Consider the following 18,922-nt stretch of genomic DNA (forward strand, 5'->3'; position numbering starts at 1 on the left):
AGCTCTGTGAGAGCCAACCGCGACATCGTGATCGGCATGAGGAGCTCTCCGCGGTCGTGGCCGTCGCTGCTGCTGTCCGCCATCCTGGCGGCAGGGCCGCTCATGGTGGTGCCAGCCCCGCTCGCGATGGCGGACGAGCCCAGTGCCTTCCGGGACGTGGATCCGGTGACAGGCTCCTATCCAGAGAGCAGGGCGGCGCGAGCCGGTACCGTGCCGAGGCTGACCGGCGCACCCGCCGTGCCACGTCCGTCGACGGGTGTGGCCGAGGTTGCGGTGCCCGATGTCGGTGCGGCACGGGCTGGTGATCTGCCGATCCGGGTCGGCCGGTCCGGCACGGCGAAGGCGCCGGCCAAGGTGCGGGTTGAGGTTCTCGAGGGCCTTTCCGCGGCGCGGGTGGGTGCTCCAGGTCCGCTCGTGCGCCTGAGCCGCGCCGACGGGGTGAGCAGCGACGCGGTGGTGTCGACTCAGGTCTCCTACGCGGATGTCCGGAATGCCCACGGCGGCGCGTGGGCGGACCGGCTCAGACCGGTCCTGCTGCCGGAGTGCGCGTTGATCACGCCGGAAGGCGAGGAGTGCGCCCCGAAGCCACTGGTCGGCAGGAACGACCGCGACATCGGCGCCATCACCATGGATGTGACCTTGAACCCCTCGCACGGCGTCATCGTCGCGCTCGTCGCTGGCCCTTCCGGGTCCGGCGGTGACTTCACCGCGACTGACCTCGCGCCGTCGGCGACCTGGTCGGCCGGTGGGTCCAGCGGTGACTTCGCCTGGTCGTACCCGATGCGCGTGCCCCCGGCGGCCAACGGTCCCGAGCCGCAACTAGGCCTCGCGTACTCCGCAGGCAGCCTCGACGGGCGCACGGCGGCGGCGAACAGCCAACCGTCGTGGGCCGGGGACGGGTTCGACCTCGGCTCCGGCTCGATCGTGCGCAGTTACCCCGGGTGCGCCGATGTCGGCCACCCGGGCAAGGGTGACTTGTGCTGGGGCGGTGACAACGCGACGCTTTCCCTGCCGGGGCACGGCGGGGAGTTGATCCAGGACTCGAGTGGCCGCTGGCGGCTTCGCAACGACGACGGCACCCGGATCGAGAAGCTCACGGGCGTGGGAAACGGTGACAACGACGGCGAGTACTGGAAGGTCACCACTACTGAGGGCATGCAGTACTTCTTCGGCCTCAACCGGCTCCCTGGGTGGGGCGCCGGACGGTCGGAGACCGCCTCGGCGTGGACGGTGCCGGTGTTCGGCGACAACACGGGCGAGCCCTGCCACAACACCGGTGGCTTCCACGCCTCGTGGTGCCCGCAGACGTACCGCTGGAACCTCGACTACGTCGTTGACCCGCACGGGAACTCACTCTCGTACTGGTACACGCCCGAGATCAACCACTACGCGCGCAACGCGACCGCGACATCGGTGTCCGCGTATGTCCGCGGCGGCACCCTGTCCAGAATCGACTACGGCACCCGCAAGGAGACGGCCGGTGACACGGTGTTCGCCGGCGCGCCCATGCGGGTCAGCCTCGATACCGCCGACCGGTGCGTGACCCAGGGCGTTACCTGCACCCTCAGCACCGCCAACGCGGCCAACTGGCCGGACATCCCGATGGATCAGCTCTGCACGTCGTCGACGAGCTGTCCCAACCGTTACTCGCCGACGTTCTGGACGCAGAAGCGGCTCGCCACCGTGACCACGTCCGTTCGCCGGGCGGACACGTTGACCGAGGTCGATCGCTGGACGCTCAACCACGTCTTCTCCGACCCCGGTGACCACAACCAGAAGCTGTTGTGGCTCGCCGGTCTCAAACACGAGGGGTTGGTGGGCGGCTCCACCACGCTACCGGACATCACGTTCGACGGCACACGGCTCAACAACAGGGTCGACCTGTCGTCGACCACGGACCCGATCGTGCGGTTCCGGCTGTCGTCGGTGCGCAATGAGTTCGGAGGCGTGCTGAGCGTCAACTACTCGCGTGTCGACTGCGTGCTGGGTGGCACCATGCCCGCCGCGCCGGACCGCAACGACCGGCGGTGCTTCCCGGTCATCTGGCGTCACGCCGGTGGTGCGACGCCCACTCTCGACTGGTTCAACAAGTACGTCGTCACGAGCGTGACCGAGACCGACCTCACGGGCGGGTCACCTGCGACCGTGAAGAGCTACCAGTACGTCGGGGCCCCAGCGTGGCACTACGACGAGGCGGAGTTCGTCCCGGCGGCGCGCAAGTCCTGGGGGCAGTGGCGGGGGTACGGCACGGTGAGCACGTTGTCCGGCGCCGAAGGGAGGACCCGCTCCCGCACCGACACCGTGTACTTCCGCGGCATGGACGGTGACCTGCTGTCGAACGGAAAGCGGCTCGCGACGGTGACCGACGCGGCAGGCGTCTCCCTGCCGGACGCCAACCACTTGCAGGGCGCGGTACGCGAGGTGACCACCTACAACGGCACCGACCCGGTGACCCGCACGACGACCGACCCCTGGCAGCACGGCCCGACCGCGCGGCGCGACCGCAACGGCGTCGTCGTCGAGGCCTGGGCCACCGGGGTGGCCGCGACCACCGTGCGCGTCGCGCTCGACGGCGGTCGCGGCTGGCGCACCACCAAGACAGCCAACACGTTCGACCACGACGACGGGACAGCCAACCCGACCGGGCGCATCACAGCGGTGAACGACATGGGCGACACCGCGACCGCCGCCGACGACACGTGCACCCGCACCGCCTACACGACCGACCCCTCGCGGAACATGATGACCTACCCGTCGGACGTCGAGACCGTGAGCGTCGTGTGCACGGCGACCCCGGACCGGTCCCGCGACCTGGTGTCCAGGGTGCGGACCTACTACGACGGCAGCACGGTGCTCGGCGCCGGCCTCGGGCAGGGCGACCAGACGAGGGTCGAGCGGCTCGCCGAGTGGAACGGCGGCAACCCGACCTACCGTGCGGTCTCGCGCGCGGTCCACGACGTCCACGGCCGCGTGATCGAGTCGTTCGACGCCCTCGACAGGCGCACCACCACGTCCTACGTCCCGACCACCGGCGGACCTGTCACGGCCGAGGTGGTGACCAACGCCAAGGGATGGAGGTCCACGACGACCGTGGACCCGGCGTGGGGCCTGCCGACGTCAGTCGTCGACGTCAACGGCAAGCGCACCGAGACGGCGTACGACGGGCTGGGCCGAGTGGCGGCCGTCTGGCTGCCCGGCCGGGCCCGGAGCCAGACAGCGAACACCACGTTCACCTACCAGATCCGCAACGGTGGCAGGCCGACGTCCGTCACCACCGCCCGGCTGAACCACACCGGTACCGGCTACCTCACGAGCCACGAGCTCTACGACGGCCTGGTTCGGCCCCGCCAGACGCAAACGCCCGCGGCCGGCGGCGGTGCGGTCGTGACCGACACCCTGCACGACGACCGCGGGCTGGTGCGCCGGCGCTTCGAACCGTACGTCGTGGCAACCGCGCCGGGTGACGCGCTGTTCTTGCCGTCCGGCAACGTCCCGTCGTCCACCGCGTGGGAGTACGACGGCGCCGAAAGGGTGATCGCGGTGATCACGCTGGTCAACGGCGCCGAGCGCCGGCGCACGACGACCGGTCATGGCGGCGACCGCACCGACGTCACCCCGCCGAAGGGCGGCACACCGACGAGCACGTTCATCGACGCCCGCGGGCGTCGGACGGAACTGCGCCAGTACACCAACGGCACGGTCGGCGGCGCGTACGAGGCGACCATCTACACCTACACGAGAGCGGGCCTGCCGGCGACGATCTCGTCGGGGGGTGCTCGCTGGTCGTGGCAGTACGACCTCTGGGGCCGCGCCATCAGCACGACCGACCCGGACCGCGGCACCGTGACCGCGACCTACGACGCCACCGATGCGCAGCTCACCTCGACCGACGCACGCGGCGTCACGATCACCTACGACCGGGACGAACTGGGCCGTCGGACCGCGATCCGGCAAGGCTCGACGGTGCTCGCCTCCTGGACGCACGACACCCTCGCCCGCGGGCACGTGACGAGCTCGACCCGGTTCCACGGCGGCGCCGAGTACACCACGGCGATCACCGCCTACGACGACGCCTACCGGGCGACCGGCTCGACGTTGACCGTGCCGACAGGTGATCTGGCCGGCACCTACACCGTCGGCCGGTCCTACAACCCCGATGGGTCACCCGCGACGACGACGTTGCCGGAGAAGGGCGGGCTGCCCGCGGAAACGGTGCGGTACGGGTACAACGAACTAGGGCTGCCCACCACCGTCACCGGCGCGGACGAGTACCTCCGATCGGTCGGCTACGACCGGCTCGGTCGCATCGGCCGGATCACCCGCGCGAACGCGGGAGGGCAGAGCGTGGTCGAGGAATGGGGCCGGGAGGAAGGCACCGGACGCATCGTCGCGCACGCCGCGTACGGCGACCCCGGTGTGCTGATGGACGAGGAATACCGGTACGACGACGCGGGCAACATCACGATGATCGCGGACCGGACCGCGCGATACGGCGCCGGTCCGGACGACACGCAGTGCCTGCGGCACGAAGGCCTCGGCCGGTTGGCAGAGGCGTGGACGCCGAAGAACGGGGACTGCGCCGCAGCGCCCGCCGTAGCGGCGCTGGGCGGACCGGCGCCGTACTGGCAGAGCTGGACCTACGACGCGGCGGGCAACCGGCGCACGCAGGTGGAGCGGTCCGCGGCCGGCACGACCACCCAGACGTTGGAATACCCTGCAGCGGACCAGGCTCGTCCCCACGCACCGACCTCGGTGACCACCACCGGGCCGGCCGGGACGACGTCGGCGGCGTTCGGGTACGACGACTCCGGCAACACCCTGGCCAAGCCGGGGGTCACCCTGACGTGGAACGCCGAGGGCTACCTCGAGGGATCCAACGGACCCGACGGGGCCACCACCTACGTCTACGACGCGGACGGGAACCGGCTGCTGGAGGAGTCGCCGACGGGCACCACCCTGCACACCGATGCGGGTGAGTACCACACCGAGCCGGGGAAGCCCGTGACCGCGACGCGGAGTTACGACGCGGCGGGGCACCTGATCGCCGTGCGGACGAGCGGCGGCCTCCAGTGGCAGATGTCCGATCACCAGAACACCGGCCGGGTCAACGTCGACGCCAGCAGCATGGCGGTGGCCAAACGACGTACGTTGCCCTTCGGCGGTGACCGCGGCAGCACCGTGCGGTGGCCGGACCGACGCGGGTTCGTCGCCGGCACGGACGACGGCGACACGGTTCACCTCGGGGCGCGCGAGTACGACCCCGCACTGGGCCGCTTCCTGTCCGTCGACCCGCTGCTCGCACCGGACGACCCCCGGCAGATGAACGGGTACGCCTACGCCGGATCTTCCCCGGTCACCGACAGCGACCCCACCGGGCTGGCGATGTGCCCGGACGGCGACTGTAAGGCGAACCCGCCACCGCCCAAGAAGTCCCAGGCGAGGCTGACCCACCTCGCGGACCGCCGGGAGGTCGTCGGTGAGCAGTACGTCCGAACGACCAAGATCGTGAAGAGCCGGACCATCCGCACCCACCGCTACTACAACAACGGCGGGATGCTCGAGGACCGCGTCGGCTGTGACAGCTATGAGAACGGGGTTGGACACCCGATCTCGGGACCCTCGATGTCGTGCTCTGGGCAGGGCACGACGGTGCTGGGCCCCGTCGCGCAGTGCAAGGAGGGCAACTCTGCGGGCAGCGTCTGCTACCGGAAGGGTGACGGGTACGTGTACGACATCGATGGCGGGCGATCCTGCTTGAAGGATGGCGAGTTCGGGCCGTGCGGACGCACGGCGCCACGGCCACCGCAGCCGCGTAGCTGCCAGCCCACACCCACACCGAAGGTCGGCCCTGCGCCGGCCAGACCCACCTACATCGGAGCGGCACCGCAGACGATCAAGAGCGGTGGGGTGTGCGTTTCCGGCAGCGTAGGGGCCTTGTGGGCGGTGGGTGGCTCGGCCTGCGTAGTGGCCGACGCCAACCGCTTCGGCATACAAACCACCAAAGCCACCGGTCTGGGGGTGGTGGGTTACGGCTGGGGCTACAGCGGGTTCGTGTCGGACGGCGACTACGCCGCCCAGACCGGCAAGAGCACGTCGAACGCTGTCAGCGTCGGCAACTGGGAGGGCGCGGTGACCACGTCAACGGACGGCTCCGTCCACGCGTACAGCCTCACCGTCCCGCCCCTGCCCTGGGCCTTCACGCCGGAGCTCGGTGCGGCACACATGTGGAACGACACGACGGACCGCCTTTCGTGGAGCTTCCCGTGGTGAGGCGGATCCTGGTGGGCGCCGCGCTCGTGCTGGCCGGCGTCGGCGCGCCGCAGCCGCACTCGGCGGCCATTCCATCCTGCGCCTCACCGGTCCCCGCGACGATCGCGGACGCCGTGGCGGCAGAGTGCGGCCACTCCGTCGAGGTGATGACGCCACGTGCCGGGTGGCGGGAGGTCGCGCGGCCCGACGGCACCAGGAGAGTGGAGATCCGGTCGGGTCACGGCACCGGTGCCTCGCGCTGGGCCTATTCGAACAGCGGCAACGCCACCAACGAGACGTCAGTCGCGCGGGTCGGACGCAGCCCCGACAGCGGGGCGACCTACCGCTCGTACTTCGAGTTCCCGATCGCGCCCGTCGCCGGAACCCGCATCATCTCGGCGACGTTCTCGATCAACCTCGCGCACTCCTGGTCGTGCGCCGACACACCGGTGACCGCGTGGCGAACCGCGGGTATCGCGAGTGCCCCGCGCACAGTCTGGGTGGCGAACCCGTTCCAGGCGTACCTGTCCACGCAGTACGAGTCGGCCAACAAGGATGCCTGCCCCACGCCGGCGACCCCACTGATGAACTTCCCCGCCACCGGGGACGTACAGGCCGCGGCGAACGCGCAATGGTCGACGTATACCGTGGGGTTGTCTGCCCGCGACAGCAGCGGCAACGGTGAGACGACACAGGACCGGTGGAAGAAGTTCCTCCCCGGCACGGCGAAGTTCGTCATCGAGTACAACCGGGCACCCGTCGCACCAACGGCGATGACGGTCGACCCGGCGCCCTCGTGCACGACGACGCCGACATTCCTCAACAGCACCGCCGGTGTCACCCTGCGGGCCAGGCTGTCGGACCCGGACGGCGACAACGTGTCGGCGCAGTGGCGGCTCTCGGGAGTGGCGCCACAGCACGTTCCGCCCGCGTCGACGCCCGCAGCCGCCGGGCCGGTGAGCACGCTGGTGCCTGCGGCCGCGTTCACCGAGGGTGGCACGTACACGTGGTCGGTGCGAGGACACGACGGGACCGACGCAGGTCCGTGGGGCCCGGACTGCTCCTTCACCGTCAACAACGCGCTGCCCGACCCGCCGGTGGCGACCAGTACCGAACTCGCCCTGGACACCGCGACGATCCCGCCGTCCCCGCCGCCGACGGCGATCGTCGGCCGCCCCGCCGTTGTCACCCTCGCACCGGCGCCCGGGGACACGCACGTCGCGGGGTTCCTGTACAACGTCGGCAACGGCGTCGCGGAGCCGCCACAGGTGTGGGCACCGCTCACCTCCGGCACCACGGTGGATGTACCGGTGCCACCGCTGGGCACGGGCCACGATCTCACCGTGCTCACCGTGCGGGCGCGGGACCGCACCGGCCAGGAGGGCGCGACCGCCACTTACCGGTTCCGCGCAGCCCCGGCTCCGGAGCACCCCCGCACCACCGGCGACGTGACCGGTGACGGTCGGGGCGACCTGCTCCAGGTGCGTGATGTCGGAGGCGAGTTGACCGCGTGGATCTCTCCGCTGACCTCCGACGTGAATCGTGCCTTTCCTGCGGCACGGGTGTTCCACGGCGGCTCGGCGTTCCCGACCGCATCGTCCCGCTGGGCGGACGGCGACGCGGACGCGGACGGCCGGACAGACCTCGTCGTCGTCCGCGCACCGGCGGCAGGACGAGTGGACGTCTCCGTGCTCACCTCGGCCGGCCTGGCACTGTTCGCCCAACCACCGGTCTGGGACTCCGGCACCGCGGACTGGGATCTCACCACCCTGCAGGTGATCATGGCCGACGTCGACGGCGACGCCCGCGACGACGTGCTGCTGGCGCGACCGGACGGCGTGCGCGTCATGCGATCCACCGCCGGCGGATTGACGGCGCCGGAACCCTGGTACACGGGCGCCGTCGTGGGTCGTGTCCGTGCCGGCGACCTCACTGGCGATGGTCGCGCCGACCTCGTGCGCTCACTCGACGGCGACGCCTGGGTGCATGCCTCGACCGGGACGGCGTTCGACCCCGCGACCCGCTGGTGGAGCGGTCTGCCCATCCCCACACCGGTGCCCTACCTGCCCGTCGTCGTCGTCGGTGACGTCGACGGCGCGGGACCGGACGACCTTGTGCTGTTCAGCCGCGCCGAGATCCGGGCGTTGCTCTCGGACGGCGCCGCCCTCCGGTCGGCGACCTGGTCGACGGGATCATCGGACCCGGTCCGGACCAAGCTGGGCGCCACCGATGTCGACGGCGACGCCCTCGCGGATCTCGTCGCCGTGGTCGACTCCGGCTATGCCCGGACGATCACCCGGGTGATTCGGTCCACCGGAACCGGGTTCCAGCCACTCCAGACGATCAGCGATACCAGTGGGCAGGAGTGGGCGTCGGTCGGGTTCGGCACCACCGGCGTGCTGACCGATCTGACCTCCGACGCCACGCCCACGGCGTCGAGCAGCGCGCCGGAGGAGTGGGGCTGGGCGCCGCGGTTCGCACTCGACGGTCGCCGCGACAGCACGACCACCGGTGGGTGGAGCTCGTACTCGAACCTCGAGATACCGCACAGCGAGTGGTTCGAGCTGTCGTTCCCGACGCCGCGCGCCGTGAACCGCGTCGACTTCTACGCCCGCAAGGACGCGACACCGGAGAACGGCGCGCACTTCCCGTCACGCTCTGTGGTCGATGTCTGGACCGGTGCGGGTTGGGAGCAGGTGAGCGAGATTCAGCTAGCGGCGGGCGCCGTTCCCACGCTGATCACCTCCTCGTTCCCGGCCCGTACCACGACCAGGATCCGCTGGACCGGATCGGGGCTCATCCTGATGCAGGTGGCCGAGATCGAGGCATACCTCGTGCAGTGACCTGGGTGCGCTCAACCCGGCTTCAGCAGTCGCAGGTGAGCCGACCGCAGGACGGCACCTGGTTCAGCCCCCAGCTCGTCGCGCAACCGCTGCCGGGTCTGGGCGAACACGTGCAGTGCCTCGGCCCGGCGGCCGACGGCGTGCAGGGCCAGCATCAACGAGGCCGCCAACGGCTCTGCGAGCGGGTGCTGGTCGAGTAGGTCTCCGAACCGGCTGATCACGCGGTGCGGATCACCGGTCGCCGTTTCGTGCCGCGCCCAGGTGATCGCGGCGTCCAGTCGCCTGCGTTCCCACGTGACCCTCATGCGTTCCACCCAGGAACCCGTCAGGTCCTCCAGAGGAATGCCGCGGGGGAGGCTGAGGGCCGCGTCCAACTCCCCGGCCGCGACCAACTGCTGGAACCGATGCACATCGACGGACGGCTGCGGCACGTCGAACACGTACCCATCAGAACGACGGACGACGGCACTGCGGGACAACGACGCGCGCACTCTGGCCACGTACACGTGCACCGCGTGTCGAGGCCGCTCCGGCGGACGGTCACCCCACAGCCGCGCCACGAGCGTGTCGACCTGGACCGGACGCCCCGCCTCCGCTGCCAGCACAGCCAGCAACGTCCGCGTCATCCGGGGCCCCACCGGGACTACTCGACCACCCGTGCGCACTTCCACCGGACCCAGCAATCGAACTTCCATGTTTCCCCCGGGACGAGACGGTCGGTATCGCGCCGGGCGGGCAGCGGTGAACTGTCTGCGGCTCACACGAAACCATCCTTGGACACGCTTCTTGTCTAACACCGCAGCGGTGTCCGGACCCGGCTCGTCGGCCGTCCGGACACCAAAGCCCGGACAACGTCAACACGTCTTCGTGCGGGGCAGATCGGGGACGAACTGCTTCCACTCGGCGTCGGTCAGATCGTGCTTGAAGGTGTCGCAGATGCGCCGGGCCGTCTCGTCGGCGTCGGTGTCCCAGAACAGCACGGTGTCGGTGTCCGCGGTGACGAGCGCGTGGCCGTCGGGGCTGAATGCCAAGGCCCGGACCTTATTGGCGTGGCCGGCCAGTCGAGCCCAGTTCGCGTCCGCGTCGAGGTTCCACAGCGAGATCGTGTTCTCGCCGCTGGTGAACGCAAGCGTCCTGCCGTCCGGGCTGAACGCGACCCCGTTGAACTGGGTGTCGAGGTGGCCGGTGAGCGTGTTCTGCGGTGCGCCGGTTGCCGTGTCCCAAAGGCGGACCGTGGAGTCGCTGCTCGCTGTCGCGATGGTGCGGCCGTCCGGGCTGAAAGTGGCGCTGCGCACCCAGCCGCTGTGCCCGGTCAGTTGAGCACGCGGTGACCAGTTCGCCGTGTCCCACAGCACCGTGGTCGAGTCGTGGCTGGTGGTGGCCAGGGTGCGGCCGTCGGGGCTGAATGCCACACCGTTGATCACCTCTGTGTGCCCCGCCAGTGTGGCCAGGCGAGTGTGGGTGGCGACGTCCCACACGACCGCGATGCGGTCGGCGCCCCCGGTCACCAGGGTGTTGCCATCCGGGCTGAACGCCACGTCCAGCACAGCGCCCGCGTCGCCGGTCAGTCGTGCGACAGGGATGCCGTCCCCCGGCGCCCACAGAGTCACTGTGCCGTCCTCGTTCGCCGTGGCGAGCAGCTCGCCGTGTGGGGCGAACGCTGCGGCGTTCACCGCCGACGTGCCGACGAGGACGCCGTGCCGACGGCGACTTCTCACGTCCCACAACGTGGTGCGGTTCCCGGCCGCGGCGGCCAGGGTCTTGCGGTCCGGGCTGAACGCCAGGTCGGTCATGCCAGTCCCGGCCTGCTCGACGAGCGAGGTCCGGCTGGTGTCCCACACGATGACCGAGCCGGTTTCACCAGCCGTGGCCAGGGTGGAATCGCTGCTGAACGCGAGCGCGTAGACGCTGTTCGTGTGCCCGGTGAGGCGGGCTCGCAGAGTGCCTCGGGCGACGTCCCACAGCATCACCGCCGTGTCGTTGCCGGCGCTGGCGAGAGTGGCTCCGTCGGGACTGAACGCGAGCGTCAGCACGTTGTCCAGGTGGCCTGTCATCGTCCCCGCCAGGGTGCCGTCGGACAGGTTCCACAGCCGAACCGCGGTGTCCCCCGCCGACGCCAGGAAACGGCCACTCGGGTCGAACGCCACCTTGTGCACGGTCGCGGTGTGGCCGGCGAGAGTTCTGATCCGGGTATGGGTCGCCACATCCCAGAGCACGACGGTGTTTCCCGTGCCGGCCGCGGCCAGGACACGCCCGTCCGGGCTGAACGCCAGGGTGTTCACCGCGCCGCCGTGCCCGGTGAGCCGGGCGATGGCGGTGCGTCGTGCCGGGTCCCAGATGATGACGGTGTCGTCGGTGCCGCCCGACGCGAGCAGGCGCCCGTCGTGGCTGAACGCGACTTCCTTGATTGCGCCGACGTGGCCGGACAAGGTACCGACGCGAACACGGCTGGCGATGTGCCAGAGGATCACGTCGCGGTCGTCGCCGCCACTGGCCAGGACGGCGCCGTCGGGGCTGACCGCTAGTGCGCGCAGCCAGGTGTCGTGATCGGTGAGTGAACCGGTTCGTTGGTGGTCGCGCACGTCCCACAACGCCATCGAGTGGTCCGCGCTCGCGGTGACCAGCGTGCGGCCGTCGGGGGTGAAGGCGAGTTCCGACACCGCTTTGGCATGCGCGGCGAGCTCCCAGGCGTAAGCACTGCGGGTCGACATGCCGAGCAACGCACCCCGTGCTTCGACTGTTGGCGCGTTGCGGTAGGCCTGCACGCTCAAGAGCATCGCCGTGCCGAGCCGAGAGTCGACGAGTGTGTTGGCCTGCACCGCCAACTGCCGGGAGATCGCCACTCGTCGTGCGTCGACGGCGTCGCGGCGCTGCTCGATGGCGACCAGCGCGACACCGAGGACCACCATCAGCAGGACCATGGACCCGGCGGTCAGAAACCGCAGTTGACGAACGCGGCGACGCGTTCTCCTCCTCTCGTCGGCCTCCAGTTCGACGCTCGCATCCAGGAACGCGCGCTCAGCCGGGTTCAGCTCGCGGCCGTACCCGATTCGCTCGGCCCACTCGCGGGCGATGGTCAGCTGCGCCCCGCGGTAGAGGGCGCTTGCATCCTCGCCGAGGGCACGCCACGTGTGCACTGCCTCGGTGAGCCTGCGATGGGTGCGGAGGCCGTCCCGATCGGTCACCAGCCAACGGTGCAGCCGAGGCCACGCCGTGATCAAGGCCTCATGTGTCAGCTCGACCGTGTCCTGGTCGAGTGTCACCAACCGCGATCCTGCCAGGGCCTCCAGCACCTCGCGCGTGTTCGCGTCGCCGGTGTCGATCTCGTCGCGCGAGATGCGGCGCCTCGTGTCCTCCGTGCCTTCACCGAGGGCCGTCAACCGCAGGAACAACTCACGCGTTATCCACTGCCGGTCCTCGCTCATCGACCCGTAGAGGTCTTCGGCGGTCTGCGCCAGCGCCCCTTCGATGCCTCCCGCAGCCCGGTATCCCGCAAGAGTGAGCATCCCGCCTTTACGACGACGCCACGTCTCCAACAACGCGTGCGACACCAGCGGCAGCACGGCAGCCCCGGCCGCATCCGCCACGACCTCCGACACCAGGGAACCCTCGACCATGTACCCCGCCCGTTCGGCCGGTCCCACTACCGCCTGCCGCAACTCGTCGGCTGTCATGGCACCGACCAGCGCCTGCGAGTTCCCCATCGCTGCCCGCAGTTCCGGGTAGTCCGCGCAGTGCACAAGGAAGTCCGCCCGCAACCCGATGACAACACGTGTCCGGTCGGCTGCGGCCCTCACCACCGCCGTGACGAAACGAGCACGCTCGTCCTGATCGTGGCACAGCGTGAAGATCTCTTCGAACTGGTCGATCACAACGACCAGCTCGCCGTCGTCGCCGAACTCCGCCAAACGCGCCGCCAACTCGGCAACCGGCCGCTCCCCGGGCGTCATCAACACAGCAGTGACAGTCGAATATCCACCCAGTCCCTCCGCGCGAACCCGAGCGACCAACCCTGCCCGCAGCAACGACGATTTGCCCGCCCCCGATGCCCCCACGACCGCGAGAAACCGGTTCCGAGCCAACCGCTCGACGATGTCCTCCACCAACGAGCTCCGCCCGAAGAACCGATCCGCGTCCTCGACCTGCAACGCCGCCAACCCGACATAAGGTGCCGCACCCGCTTCTCCACCTACCTGCGCCGCGACCTCTCGCCACCGCTGCTCCCAGTCGACAACGTCCCCGTCACATGCGCGCACAAACGCCAGGGCCACCGCCAAAGTGGGCAACCGTCGCCCGCCAGCAGCATCGGACAACGTCGTGGACGCGAAATGCGCCCGCCGTGCCAACTCCCGGTAGCTGGGCTTACCAGCCCTGTCCCGTAGTCGCCTCAACCCGGCCGCGAACTCGACAACCGCGGAGACTTCCCCGCCCAGCGGCCGCTGCGTACGAGACATGACCACTCCTCGGATCTTGACCCACCCGACAGCTTCCGGCTCGATCACCCGACGACGAGGAAGGCTCACCCCGCGCCTCGACTGACCTGGTGTGCCTCCACGACTCGGCGGTCGGATGCTCGTGTCGTCGCACATCGACGCGTTCCGTGTTCGCAGAGCGGCGCGGTGGTGACCGTCAGTTCTGGTAGCAGGCCGGATGCTCTTCGCGCATGACGCACGAGCGCGATTCGACGTTGGAGATCCTCTGCCAGGCGCCTGCGGCGAACCAGGTGCTCGGGCCGTACGTCCAGGCGGCGTTCTCCACAGTCAGAGCGTCGGCATCCTTGGCGCCGGTCAGCCGGCTGGTCCAGTCGCTGGGCAGCCAGGACGTCCCGCAGGTGAAAGTTCCCTGATCGGTTACGCACCGCTCCGACCCCGTGCCGAGTTCGGCGAGCTTGACGGTGGACGACCTCGGCGGGTCATTCCGCGCGAGACCGCACAGGAATCCCAAGCTGCACTCGCCCATCGGCCTGACGGAGTCGGTCGCCGCGACCGGGTCGGCCGGCGCGGTCGGTGGCAGCACCACCAGTGACGCCACAACCGCATCCGACATCGCCGCGATGCGCATCGACGTCGTAGCCCACAACCTTCCCATCGCTCACCCTTCGGCAGGTGACAGAGCCCTCATGGTGAGACGTCTCGGCGAGCGCCAGTGACGGTTTCGACAGCAGATCACTCGTTCGGCCCCAGAGGTGGACGGCGTTCCTCTGTCCTCCGCGGAAGCTTCAGGGTCGAGCGGATGTCATCGGTGATCGGGTCGGAGGTGCGTCACATGCACCGGGGCCTTCGCGGTCCTGGTGACCCGCTGGAACTTCCGGCCTTCCTCCATCGATAGCGGCCTCACGAACACGCTCGGACGACGAGCCACAACCACCTCCCGCACTTGACATGCGGGACCAGCCTCGCCGATCAGCCCAACCGATCGATTACCGGGTCAACCCTCCGAGGCGCGCCACTAGCTGGCCTGCCGTGGCCGTCGAGTGCGGTGACGAATCCGACGGTGCGTCCGGCCGGTCATCATGCCGTGTCAGTCGACGAAACCGTGGAACACGAGCATCCGGGGCTATCCCGAAGCCGTGCCCTGTTCGCGCCTCTCACCAGCGTGGATGATCTTGTCGGCAGGCACAGCGCTGCGCGTCGTCGAGCCGGATCCAGTCGCGCAGCGTCTCGTGGTTGACCCCGAGATCCCCGGCCACAGACTTGATCGTGGCTCCCGGCCGGGAGCGGCAGAGCGCGACCACCTCGGCCCGGAACTCCGGCGGGTAGTGCTTCATCACCACCTGAACGGGACTCCTGTTCACCCGGATCGTCAGGATCCAAGTGTGTCTGGTGTCCAACATCCAGGGTCAAGTCCCGATCGCCCAAGCGGAGTTGTTGGCCCGACCACTGCGTGAGGCCGGGTACGACGTTACCCACAACGGGACGTTGTCGTGGGGGAGTCGCTCATCGGTTGGGCAATGGAGCCGTCACGGGCGGAACGCCGATCGTGCTGTGTGCAACCGCAAGAGCGTCCGGCAGCACCTGGGCACACCGGATCGTCAACGCGGGCCGCTCCGGTGGACAGATCCAGGTATTTGTCGAGCAGATGGAGAGCCAAGCGTTCGCCGAGCACCTGGCGCCACGCGCGAAGGCGGCACGCTACTGCGACGATCCGGCCGCTGCCATACGCGAACTGCTGACCGCACTCGCCAAGCACTTTCCTCCAGCCGGAGAACCCGAGGCTGCCTCAGCGCCTGGGGCGAGATGGGCCTGGCCGTGCTCGCTCGTCGCGACCGTGACGAGAGTGAGTGTCAAGGCAGTCTTGCGCTGCTTCGAACGCGACCGCTGGCATCCCCGCCACTGCGCTGCAACGTGACTTCGCCTCAATGACCTGCGTTATGCTGGCGACCTGTCGGGGCGGCACTGTTTGCATTGATGACGAATACTTACTCCGTGGGGGACAGCCGTGACCGGTGACACACACCACGACTTCTTACGATCGTCGTCCGGCGTGGAAGCCAAGCCTGCTGCCAACATCATAACCGGTGGCAGCTATAGCAATGTCGTGCAGTCGCAATCAATCGACTCGCTTACCATAGGCAACTCGGTGGAGGCGGTGCGAACGAGTAGATTCTTGGACTGCTACGCCGTGGTCAAAGACGTCCTTACTGATGTTTATGAGATTCGTGAGACGTGCGAGCGAGTATTGCGACTGCAGTCTGAGCAAGCGAGGAGAATGCTCGAATTTGACCTCCAGAAAGCGGTCGACCGGCTTTCGGTCAAAAAAGCGCGATTCGAATCGGCGCTCTACGCGCTAGAGCCGCTGTGCAGTGCCCCGGGACGTCGGCTTCTGGAGCACGTTCACGCGACGGTCGAAGTCATGGCTCATGCGTGCGAGTACGTGGCAATCATGGCAATCTGGGGGGCTTTTCCTCCAGGATTTCCGGTCGAGAACGTCGCGCCTCTTCATGAGGGTTATCGGAAGTTCTCAGATCTGGAGACGCACCGGACGTCGATGCTCACCCTGCTGGAACGTCTGAGGGGTCTCCTCGTCGTAGATGGGCAGTTGGAAGGATAGTCTTATGGACGATGAACACGGCAAAGCGGCCGCGAAGCGCTGCCGGTCATCGGCTGAATGCCGACTTGGTCGACCGCTTACTGGTCTGGTCTGATTCGCCTGCCGAACGAATCGCACACCGCTGGATAGTGCGTACGAGGGTATCCGCCGACTTCCCGTGGTTGAGGTCGAGAACGACCCGGAAGGCACCTTCCGGGGCACTGTCGAATCCTCGAGTCGTATCGGCAAGAAGATCCGAACTTCAACGACGCGTTACCCGGCCAGGTCAGGGGTGCGTTGGTCGGGATTCGGTCCCGAACTCGCTGCCCATTTTCACGGACCTCATTGTCGATGCCGGCGTGGACGGCGTCGAATGATGTGGTGAACTGGCTGGCCCGGTCTCGAACGGGGAACCGGATTTGGTCTGCCCGGTTGTCCAGATCCATGGGGCAGATTGCGGGCTCGTTGGGTTTCCATGTTCAATCTAGGTCGGTGGTGGTGCCGACGACGTGGACGTAGCAGGTGGCTGCTTCGAGGACGAAGGGCACCGCGCAGAGTTATGGCACCCCGTGCGCCTCATCCGCCGGTCGTGTCCCCGCCGGTGTCCGGTGATGGCCTGCTCGGCGCTCCGGCCAGGTCAAGGTCGTCGAGTTGTTGTTGGACGCGCAGGGCGTCGGTGCCGCGGTCTTGTTCCCGGTACAACGTGAGCGCCTCCTGCCACACCGCGCGGGCTTGGTCGTGCTGGTCGAGCGCGGCGTGGGGGTGACCGAGGTTGTCGAGCGTGGTGGCCACCGCGTAGGTGGTGCCGAGGCCGCGGTACAAGGTCAAGGCCCGCAGGTAGTGCTTGATCGCTCGTCGGTGGCGACCGGTGTGGTGATCGATCCAGCCCAGGCTGTCCACGATGTCGGCTTCGGCGGCGGGGTTGTCGTACTGCCGGGTCAGGGTGAGAGCGGCCTGGCAGTGCGCCCGAGCGGTGTCGTAGTCACCGAGTTGGGCGGAGTACCAGCCTACGAGGTTCAGCGTGATGGCTTCCCACATCGATCGGCCTGCCTCTTGGTAGAGCGTCAGAGCGTGTCGGGCGTGGTGCAACGCCTGCTGGTCATCCCCTTGCAGTCCACACGCCATCGCGAGGTCGTAGTGGGTGGCGGCTTGTTGGTTGGTGTCCTGGTTGTGCTCTGCCAAGGCGAGGGCGCGGCGCAGATGTCCGACGGCTTGCTCCCGCTCGCCCAGACGGGCCTGGGCGGTGCCCAGGTTGCGGTGCGCGCGGATGCGGGCGATCGGGTCGGGCAGGTGTCCTGATGCGGTGAGGGCGGCCCGCCACACGGTCACGTTGTCGTGGAGATGTCCCCGCCGGTGCTGGAAGGTTGTGAGGGCCATGGCCAGGTTCCAGACGATGTCGTGGCGGTTCTGGGCGGCGGCGGTGCGCTGGGCGGCCAGCAGGTGGAGGTGTTCGGCGTCCAGCCAGGCCATCGCGGCCGCGTCGTCTCGCAAGAGATCGGGACGCGTGCCCGGAGCCGGCGGGTCGAGTCGGATCGGCATGGCGATGGGGTCCACGAGGTGGTCCGCTTCACGGGCGGTGTGCAGGTAGTGGTCCACGACCCGCTCCAGTGCTGCCTGCCGGACCGTCGCGTCGAGACCGTGGGCGAGCACGGCGGCGTAGCTGCGGATCAGGTCGTGCATCGCGTACCGACCTCCCGCGTGCCGATCGATCAGCGACGAGTCCTCCAGGGCACGAAGTGCCGTGCGCGTCGCCGTTGTCGGCAGTGCCATGAGCGACACCGCGGCGGCGAAGCTGATGTCGGAGCCCGGAGCTGTGCCCAACAGGGCGAACACCGTGCGCTGCTGGTCGGTCAGGCCGCGCAGCGACCAAGACAGCACTGTGGACAGGCTGGCGGTGGGGTCGCTGTCGTGGTCAAGCGCGTCCAGACCCAGCTCGCGCAGATCGGCCACGATCTCCGCCAGCGGCAGTACGGCGCGGGTACCGGCGTGCCGGGCCGTGATCGACAACGCCAAGGGATACCGCCCGCACAACCGAATCAGCTCGTCCACGGCGTCGGGTTCGGCGGCCACCCGGTCCCCACCGAGGCGTGCGATCAGCAGGCCGCGCGCTTCGTCGTGCGACATGACGTCGAGGGGCAGGTGGCGGGCGCCGTGCCGGTCGATCAGGGAGGCGAGCCGGTGTCGGCCGGTGATCAGCACGGTGCAGGTCGGGCTGCCGGGCAGCAGGGGCACGACCTGGTCGCTGGTGGCGGCGTTGTCCAGCACGATGAGCATCCGTCGCCCGGCGACCAGGCTGCGGTACAGCGCGGCTTGGGCGTCAAGGTTGGTGGGGATGCGGCCGGGGTCGACTTCAAGGGCATCGAGGAAGCCACGCACCGCCGCCGCCGGCTCGGTCGGGTCGCCTGCGGGGCTGAAGCCGTGCAGATCCACGAACAGTTGCCCGTCGGGAAAGCGCTCGAGGTGCCGGTGTGCCCAGGTCAGGGCGAGCCAGGTCTTGCCGATTCCTCCAGCGCCGCCGATCGCCGAGACCATCACCGCCGCCCCGGCGACAGGTGGACCCGCGAGCCGGTCGGCGGAGACGTGGCCGTGCGAAGCCGTGGCTGCTTCGTCCAGTCCGGTGGGGGCCAGGGCGCGGTCCAACCGGTCGAGCTCCGCCTCCCTCCCGGTGAACGGTCCCGGCGCGGCGGGCAGTTGCCGCGGCACGACCGCTGCGGGCGTCGGCGGTGGCGCGTGCAGGTTCACCTCGTGGACGACACCGGCCTGCACCAGTTGGCCAGCGGTGCCCGACACGGTGTTGTGCA

Annotated in this window: 8 protein-coding genes; 3 read left to right on the top strand and 5 right to left on the bottom strand. The window is 69.1% G+C overall.

Annotated elements, in window-relative coordinates; all coding sequences use genetic code 11:
• The first annotated feature begins 36 nt into the window (after positions 1-36).
• Together AB0H12_RS20495 and AB0H12_RS20500 are read left to right on the top strand one after the other, a co-directional pair.
• Entirely contained in the window at positions 37-6,270 is a 6,234-nt protein-coding gene (locus tag AB0H12_RS20495) for an RHS repeat domain-containing protein (RefSeq protein WP_499624447.1), read from the top strand.
• A complete protein-coding gene (locus AB0H12_RS20500; RefSeq protein ID WP_499624448.1) occupies positions 6,264-9,092 on the top strand; it encodes an FG-GAP-like repeat-containing protein in 2,829 nt (942 codons plus the stop codon). Before AB0H12_RS20495 ends, AB0H12_RS20500 begins: the two co-directional genes overlap by 7 nt.
• A gap of 11 nt (positions 9,093-9,103) precedes the next feature.
• On the opposite strand, the gene AB0H12_RS20505 is transcribed toward AB0H12_RS20500, so the two are convergent.
• The 4 genes from AB0H12_RS20505 to AB0H12_RS20520 form a co-directional block, all read right to left on the bottom strand.
• Complete coding sequence (locus AB0H12_RS20505) at positions 9,104-9,718, bottom strand: AfsR/SARP family transcriptional regulator (protein ID WP_499624449.1); 615 nt, start codon at positions 9,716-9,718, stop codon at positions 9,104-9,106.
• Between the two features lie 228 nt (positions 9,719-9,946).
• Entirely contained in the window at positions 9,947-13,249 is a 3,303-nt protein-coding gene (locus tag AB0H12_RS20510; protein WP_499624450.1) for an nSTAND1 domain-containing NTPase, read from the bottom strand.
• A gap of 472 nt (positions 13,250-13,721) precedes the next feature.
• Complete coding sequence (locus AB0H12_RS20515) at positions 13,722-14,153, bottom strand: hypothetical protein (RefSeq protein WP_499624451.1); 432 nt, start codon at positions 14,151-14,153, stop codon at positions 13,722-13,724.
• A gap of 526 nt (positions 14,154-14,679) precedes the next feature.
• Positions 14,680-14,859 (bottom strand): transposase, encoded by a 180-nt coding sequence (locus AB0H12_RS20520; RefSeq protein ID WP_499624640.1) that lies wholly within the window; start codon positions 14,857-14,859, stop codon positions 14,680-14,682.
• Positions 14,860-15,575: 716 nt separating this feature from the next.
• On the opposite strand from AB0H12_RS20520, the gene AB0H12_RS20525 reads away from it, so the two are divergent.
• Positions 15,576-16,142, top strand: coding sequence for a hypothetical protein (locus tag AB0H12_RS20525; protein WP_499624452.1), 567 nt, complete (start codon positions 15,576-15,578; stop codon positions 16,140-16,142).
• Between the two features lie 555 nt (positions 16,143-16,697).
• Here AB0H12_RS20525 and AB0H12_RS20530 read toward each other — a convergent pair.
• Entirely contained in the window at positions 16,698-18,911 is a 2,214-nt protein-coding gene (locus tag AB0H12_RS20530) for an ATP-binding protein (protein WP_499624453.1), read from the bottom strand.
• Positions 18,912-18,922 lie beyond the last annotated feature (11 nt).

This window comes from Actinosynnema sp. NPDC023794, from assembly GCF_040639675.1.
Taxonomy (GTDB): Bacteria; Actinomycetota; Actinomycetes; order Mycobacteriales; family Pseudonocardiaceae; genus Actinosynnema; species Actinosynnema luteola.